The 6,888-nt window shown below is 61.2% G+C and carries 8 protein-coding genes; 7 read left to right on the forward strand and 1 reads right to left on the reverse strand.

All coding sequences use genetic code 11. The features are described 5' to 3' along the window. Nucleotides 1-73 precede the first annotated feature (73 nt). The gene (locus tag AC1DD5_RS24565) at nucleotides 74-961 is read left to right on the forward strand and encodes a hypothetical protein (RefSeq protein WP_477522994.1); all 888 of its coding nucleotides are present in this window, start codon (nucleotides 74-76) and stop codon (nucleotides 959-961) included. Here the strand turns inward: AC1DD5_RS24565 and AC1DD5_RS24570 are convergent. Continuing rightward, nucleotides 958-1,449, reverse strand: a complete 492-nt coding sequence (locus AC1DD5_RS24570) for a flavin reductase family protein (protein ID WP_431116957.1) — start codon at nucleotides 1,447-1,449, stop codon at nucleotides 958-960. The two genes, AC1DD5_RS24565 and AC1DD5_RS24570, sit on opposite strands and share 4 nt — an antisense overlap. Nucleotides 1,450-1,696: 247 nt before the next feature. Here AC1DD5_RS24570 and AC1DD5_RS24575 point away from each other — a divergent pair, with 247 nt between their 5' ends. From AC1DD5_RS24575 to AC1DD5_RS24600, 6 genes are all read left to right on the forward strand, one after another. Further along, entirely contained in the window at nucleotides 1,697-2,731 is a 1,035-nt protein-coding gene (locus tag AC1DD5_RS24575) for an aldo/keto reductase (RefSeq protein WP_477518758.1), read from the forward strand. Nucleotides 2,732-2,893: 162 nt separating this feature from the next. After that, a complete protein-coding gene (locus tag AC1DD5_RS24580) occupies nucleotides 2,894-3,997 on the forward strand; it encodes a sulfite oxidase (protein ID WP_477518757.1) in 1,104 nt (367 codons plus the stop codon). 150 nt (nucleotides 3,998-4,147) lie between these two features. Then, nucleotides 4,148-4,525, forward strand: a complete 378-nt coding sequence (locus AC1DD5_RS24585; RefSeq protein WP_477515537.1) for an RNA-binding S4 domain-containing protein — start codon at nucleotides 4,148-4,150, stop codon at nucleotides 4,523-4,525. 545 nt (nucleotides 4,526-5,070) lie between these two features. Next, nucleotides 5,071-5,277 (forward strand): hypothetical protein, encoded by a 207-nt coding sequence (locus tag AC1DD5_RS24590; protein WP_477518756.1) that lies wholly within the window; start codon nucleotides 5,071-5,073, stop codon nucleotides 5,275-5,277. Nucleotides 5,278-5,399: 122 nt separating this feature from the next. Continuing rightward, nucleotides 5,400-6,077 carry a DUF6318 family protein gene (locus AC1DD5_RS24595; protein WP_477522995.1) on the forward strand — a complete coding sequence of 226 codons (678 nt, stop codon included), beginning with the start codon at nucleotides 5,400-5,402 and terminating at the stop codon, nucleotides 6,075-6,077. Between the two features lie 8 nt (nucleotides 6,078-6,085). After that, a partial coding sequence (locus AC1DD5_RS24600; protein ID WP_477522996.1) for a hypothetical protein occupies nucleotides 6,086-6,888 on the forward strand: 803 nt, incomplete at its 3' end.

The following is a 6,888-nucleotide window of genomic DNA, read 5'->3' on the forward strand; positions in this document are numbered from 1 at the left end:
CTGGACCTTAGGCTAGATGTGCAAGCTGGGTGGGCAATGCGCGCATCGCAAAACGATTGCCAGGGGAGGCTACGTGGAGGATCCGACAACACTCGCCATCAACCTGACATATTTGGGCACGGTGGGGATGGCTATCCTCATGTTCCTGGGCCTCGGGTTGGTCATCATCATCACTCTGGTAGTTGCCGGAGTCGGACGGCTTGTGTCAGTGATTCTCCTGGCGATGATCGGCGTCTTCCCCAAGAAGGAAACGGTCGCCATCGTTCATCTGCCTCCTGCTCCGGAACACGTACCCGCTTTGGCGGGTGACGACGTCGATTACTCCAGTCACGCTGTTGAGTCACCTCTTGAAGATCTTGCCTACGTTCCTACCGGTTCCACTGCCGAGGTGGCAGCCCATCCTGTTGCGGCAGAGCCCAAGAAGGATCGCTTTGGCGATGTTCGACGCCGGGTCTCGGATGCCGCTTCTGCCGTCAAGGACGGTGCGTGGAAGGTTAGCCCCAGGAAGGTACCCAAGCCTGCCCAGGTTAAGGAAGTGGTCGAAACACAGACCGCCCACCACCCCTTGCTCGTGGCCGCCAGCAAGGAACCACCCGTGCTTGCGAAGGACTGGGCCGACGCCGTCGCGGAAGCTGACCGGAGGGCGGCCGAGCGCGCAAAGGCAGAGGAACCGCCCGCCATCAAGGTAACGGTCCGTGAGGTGGGCGAGCCAACACCGCCATCCAGCAATGAGGAACCACCCGCCCCGAAGGCCCCGGATGCTAAGCAGTCTTCGGGCACCGAGGCGTCGCCGGGCAATGGTCCGAAAAAGTCCGGTCCTGAGTCTACAAAATCCAGCCAAGGTAACAGCTCGGCCCAAGGGAACAACTCCAAGAAATCGGGCCCGAACACTTCCAAGAATGGAAAGTCTTCGAGCCCGGTCCGTAAGGGTTCGCTCAGCGGGGTAAGCCGCAACTCCTAAGCGGCGAGCTGCCGGAACGCTGCTCCGTGGTAGATCAGTGGTTTGGATTCGTGGTTGATGGTGGTCGCTTTGACCTCGAGGACAACGATCGCGTGGTCCCCGGCGGGCGTCTCGGAGACAACCTCGCACTCGAAACCCAGCACCGCGCCGTCGATTAGAACGGCCCCTGAGTCACTGACGCTGGTGGACAATCCGGCGAAGCGGTCCCGGGTTTTGGAGGACAGCTGAAGGCAGGCCGCTTCCTGACCCTCGGCCAGCACGGACACACCCAACCGGCTGGCCTGCCGAAGCTTGGGCCACGTTGTGGAGGAGTTCTGCACTGCGAACATCACCAACGGCGGTTCCAGTGACACTCCCACCGTGAAGGACGATGCCACCAATGCCTCCGGCGTGAAATCCACCATGGCACTGAAGGCAGCCACTCCGGACGGGAACTGCGCAAATGCAGCCTTGATGGCTGCCGTTTCTTCCACGGTCGTCTGTGTCATTTTTGCTGTCCCCTATCGTGCGTTGCTTGAGTTCCTTTCCCATAATTCACCCGCTTCCGGGAACGGCAATATTTGTTGATTCGAAAGACATTTGTGTTGCCGCATGTCAAGAAATGTCGCGAACTAAGGCCGCTTCCATTACCCCGCGAGACGAAAAACGAAGAAGTTCTACCGTTTGCATTTGGGCGTCCCACAGCCGTGTGTAGCCTCGATTGGACATCCCCTTGACCCACCACAGGAAGCCGACATGAGCCTCAACGAGCTACGAACGCTTGGACGCACTGGCGCCCTGATCAGCCCTCTCACCCTGGGTACATTGAACTTCGGCACCGGCACCGCTCCCACGGGACCTGCGGAGAGCATCCGCATCATCCAGGCTGCGCTCGACGGCGGCATCACCAGCATCGACACCGCCGATATTTACTCGCAGGGCGAGGCGGAAGTCGTGGTGGGCCAGGCAATCCAAGGAAGGCGCGACGACGTATTCCTCGCCACCAAATTCCATGGCCAGATGGGATCCAACCCAGCGCATGCCGGAAATTCGCGTCGGTGGATTGTCCGGGCTGTGGAGGACAGCTTGAGGCGGCTGAACACGGACAGGATCGACCTCTACCAAGCGCACCGTCCCGACTACAACACCGATCTCCTTGAGACCATCACCACCCTGAACGATCTCATCCGGCAGGGCAAGATCCTCTACTACGGCACGTCGGTGTTCAGCCCCGCGCAACTCGTCGAGGCACAGTGGATCGCGAACACCAACCACCTGACGCCGCCGGTGGTGGACCAGGTTCCCTATTCGCTTCTGGTTCGCGCCAACGAACGCGACGTTTTCCCCATCACCCAGCAGTACGGCGTCGGGGTTTTGAGTTATGGACCGCTCGACGGTGGGTGGCTGGCTGGCGGTTACCGCGTTGGCGCGGGCCAGCCCGAAAGCTCGCGTTCGGCCGCTGTGCCCGGCCGGTTCGATGTGAACGCGCCCTTCAACCAAGGCAAGCTGCACGCGGCAGACGCACTCGCACAACTGGCCGCCAGGTACGGACTGACCCTCATCCAGCTCGCTGTGGCCTTTGCGTTGAACCATCCAGCCGTCACCAGTGTGATTATTGGACCGCGGACCGAGGACCATCTCACCGACTACTTGAAGGCCGCCGATGTGGTGCTCAACGACGCGGTTTTAGATGAAATCGATGACATCGTGGCCCCCGCCGTCAACTTCCTTGAGCGGGACGCCGGCACGGTTGCTCCGCATCTGGAGTACCCGGAACTTCGACGTCGGTAGCTCGCCACCCGTTGTGGGGACCGCTCTGCGGGCTTCTTCGCTCGCGGACAGTGCATACCGGGCCTCGCAATCGCCTATTGACGGCATTAGGTCCCCGCGTGATCCTTGTCCTAAGTGCTGCGGCACGCCCGCAGCGTCAGGTCCAGTAGAACGCCGCCTCCCATGTCCAAACACCATGTCAAGCAAGACGCGGCGAAAGCCGTCATCACGGGACAGCCGACCGAAGGTCCCCTGACCCACGAAGAGTTGCAGCTCTCCGGCCGCAACCATTCAATGCCGCTCGAAGCCCTCCACGACGACATCACGCCAGCAGGCCTGCACTATCTGCTCATTCACTTCGATATCCCGCACGTTACCGCCGAGGAATGGCGCCTGCGGCTCGGTGGCGCCCTTAATAACAGTCTGGAACTGAGCCTCGACGACATCAAGTCGCGGCCCTCAGTCACCATGCCTGTCACCATGGAGTGCGCCGGAAATGGACGCTCACTGCTGCAGCCACGTCCGCTCAGCCAGCCCTGGGTGCTGGGAGCTGTAGGCACTGCGGAATGGACTGGAACTCCGTTGGCACCACTGCTGGAGGAGGCAGGGTTGGCGAGTGACGCCGTCGAACTTGTCTTTACGGGTGCCGACAGCGGTATCCAGGGTGGAGTCGAGGAACCGTACGCCCGCAGTCTTTCGATCGCCGAAGCGATGCATCCTGAAGTCATGTTGGTCTACGCCATGAACGGCAACCCGCTACCGATCCAGCACGGTTTCCCGCTGCGGCTGTTGGTGCCCGGCTGGTATGGCATGGCAAGTGTGAAGTGGTTGACCTCCATCGAGGCAGTGACTTCACGTTTCATGGGATTCCAACAGGCCGTGGCGTATCACTACCTCCAGGGACCCGATGGGCCAGGTTTGCCCGTGTCGCACATTCGCGTCCGCTCCCTGATGGTGCCACCCGGGATTCCTGATTTCTTTACCCGACGCCGGGTAGTGGATGCCGGTCCTGTGATGCTGCACGGCAGGGCGTGGTCCGGTCACGGCGAAGTGGAACGGGTGGAGGTGGGGATCGACGGCGAATGGATGCCGGCCCATCTGGAACCTGCTGTAGGTGACTTTGCTTGGCGATCCTGGACTATGGTGTGGGTCGCGAGCCCGGGAGAGCACGAGTTGCGGTGCCGTGCGATGGACTCCTCGGGTGCGCTGCAGCCCAGCGACCAGGTGTGGAACTACCAGGGCATCGGGAACAACATGGCCCAGCGGGTTGAGGTGACGGTTCGGTAGTTGTTTCTCGGGTCGGTGTTTCTCGCCGAGATCGCGGGAGAGCTGCGTGATCGCCGGAACTCTTAGGCGTGCTCGGTGGCTTCCCCTTGTACTCGCACGTTTCCGGCGTTCTCGCGGGTCTTGCTAGGCCCGGTTAGACTCTTCCCAATCATGAGTATCCCGTCATCATCCCCGGCAAACGTCCGCGTCGATGCCTGGTTGTGGGCGATCCGCGCTTACAAGACCCGATCCGCGGCCACCGCCGCCTGCCGTGCCGGCCACATCCGGATCAATGGAAATCCGGTGAAGGCCTCGCAAACCGTGATCATTGGAGACACCATCCGCGTGCGAGAATCCGGTTGGGAACGGATCCTCGAAGTACGGCGGCTGATCGCGAAACGCGTCGGCGCCGAGGCTGCCTCGCATTGCTTCACCGACCACACTCCCCCTCGGCCCGTTGCCCCGAAGCTTGGCCTTCCCCAGCGCGACCGCGGTGCCGGCCGGCCCACCAAGAAGGACAGGCGGGATATGGAGAAATTGCGGGGTTAATTGTCCACATACAGCCCCCGATGGCTGTATTGCTGGCTAGCGGCCATTTAGCTTGGTGGAGTGATCCCCCAGCCACCTCCCCCCATCGACGTGAACATCCACACCGGGCCGGTTGAGTGGTGGCAATCTGTTGCAGGCATGGCGCCCCTGGCTGCACTAGCCGCGGCCAGCATTGCCGCTTGGATTGCCTGGAGGTCCCTGCGACAAAAGACCGGGTCCGTCCGATAACAGGGCCGAATGGTGGCGACGGGCTGAGTGGGCTTTCGACAGCATCCTTTCCCAAGAACCCCGCCGCGCACAGGTGGGCCTTCAGGTAATGACTGTATTGGCCGAATCAACACCAAGCCGTGAAGAAGTTGAATTTATAACTGTGGCTTGGAGTTATCCACTGGAAGAAGCGGCAGAATCGACAAAGATGGATGGCCTATCGCCACCCGAAGTCCCGCCCAGTTACCCCGACCCGGACCTCGATGTTGAGCTGGACCCCAACCCGAAAACGGGCAACAATGAACCGACGGCAAGCGACACCAGATAAGGGGTTGGCGATGACGGAGCCAATGAGAGCACCAGCACACCACGGCGCAGGGACCGGGGCAACCGACAGAATCGACCGCGGCGCCGCGGCGCGTGACCGCGGGGTGCAAATCGCGGCCGCCCAGCTACGACTGGTCACAGACCGACGCCTCGGAAAGGAAACTCCCGACTGGGTCAGGCAGCTCGCAGCAGAGAGCCCTCGGCGCGGCGTCTCGTAAACTCCGGGCAACAGCTCCACGAACAATAGTTATCCACAAGCGGTCCCCTTCGACGTGAAACCCTCCCTTCCCCCGCCTAGACTGGCCGACACATCGCCAAACAGTTGCTGGGGGAGCCTGTCATGTCACGCCTTTTTGCCTATTCTTCACATGCCCGCATTCGAGGAGCGGTCTTCGGACTCACAGCCGCGTTGCTTCTCACTGGTTGTCAGGGCGGGCCGCCCGGCGGCTCTCCTTCCGAATCAAGCTCGACGACGGCGCCTACCTCGGGCGCTTCGTCGCCAGGTCCTTCGGGCACCGGCCCTTCCGGGAGTGCCGCTCCTGCCACTGTGTACAAGCCAGCCGATGCGAAGGGCAAAGCAGAGAATGTGCCCGTGCCGGTGATGCCTGAGCTCGCGAAGGAGAACTCGAAGGCTGGGCTTGAGGCATTTATCAGGTATTGGTACGCGACTTATTCGTACGCCACCGAAACGGGTGATCTCGGACCCTGGAGCCTTGCCACTGATACAACAACAGTTTCAGGCGCCGCATATAAGAGGGCGATCGAGCTCAACTACGTCGACGGCCGGTGGGTGGTCGGCGGGCGTATCAGTGTTCCTGTTATCGAAGTCCTGTGGAAAGCCGGCACAGACCCTCAAGCCGCTAAGGTGCAGGTCCTCCAAGAGCAAATTGAGTATTTCGACGCTAACGGCAACTCCGGTCAGCAGGCCACGCCCGAGTACAACACCGCCGAAGCTGTCATGGTTAGCTACCAAAGGGGACATTGGCAAGTTATCGACAACGGACTGATTGTGGGCTAGCCGTGCGAATGACTCGTCTTAGCGCAATCGTATTTTTCTCCCTCGTCGTGGTCCTGTCTATCGGCTCTGCTCCGTCAGTGGCAGAGGACGAAACTCGAGTCAGCGTGGGAAAGCACGATACCGCCATAAGTATCGACGCAAGATTCACGCTGAATCCAGAAACTGGGATACCGTCAGAATCCCTCAACTCCAATGCCGCAGCAGACGATCCCTACCAGTACAAGCCGGATACCCTTTGCCGCGCTGGCGGTGGAGGCTTGGGATGCCAAGGACTCGAGTGCCCACCCACAACGGAGGGAGGCGCCGAAGGTACCCCTGTTGTGTGGAAAAAAGCACCAAAGGCCATCTCAAATCCGGACTGGACGGAGTATCGGGCGATCACCGGTCCGACGTGTCTGTACGACGCCAAACCCGAGAACGTCCTGGCCAACATCGCAGCCCGGATCCTGAACGACTTCCGCCAACTCCCCGTCAACCCCGGAATCCTCGAAGCCCAGCCCTTCCCCCACACCCTCAAGGGCGGACCCACGAACTTCTACACCACCGCCGCCGAACAAGCCTTCGACGTCACCATCCTCGGCCAGGCAGTGCACCTGACGGCAACCCCGGCAAGCTTCACCTACAACTTCGGCGACACCACCACCCTCGGCCCCACCCAAGTGGCCGGCTACTCGATCCCCGAAGCCGACTGGCTCCTCAACGACACCCGCACCAGCCACATCTACACAGCAACAGGGAACTACCCCGCCACCATCACCACCAGCTTCACCGGAACCTACTCCGTGAACAACGGACCCCCACTGCCCATCAA

This window comes from Paenarthrobacter sp. 10L420 (assembly GCF_056395385.1).

Coding starts and splice junctions, on each gene's coding strand:
- AC1DD5_RS24570 (WP_431116957.1), bottom strand. CDS start 1,449: ATGACACAGACGACCGTGGAAGAAACGGCAGCCATCAAGGCTGCATTT.
- AC1DD5_RS24575 (WP_477518758.1), top strand. CDS start 1,697: ATGAGCCTCAACGAGCTACGAACGCTTGGACGCACTGGCGCCCTGATC.
- AC1DD5_RS24580 (WP_477518757.1), top strand. CDS start 2,894: ATGTCCAAACACCATGTCAAGCAAGACGCGGCGAAAGCCGTCATCACG.
- AC1DD5_RS24585 (WP_477515537.1), top strand. CDS start 4,148: ATGAGTATCCCGTCATCATCCCCGGCAAACGTCCGCGTCGATGCCTGG.
- AC1DD5_RS24590 (WP_477518756.1), top strand. CDS start 5,071: ATGACGGAGCCAATGAGAGCACCAGCACACCACGGCGCAGGGACCGGG.
- AC1DD5_RS24595 (WP_477522995.1), top strand. CDS start 5,400: ATGTCACGCCTTTTTGCCTATTCTTCACATGCCCGCATTCGAGGAGCG.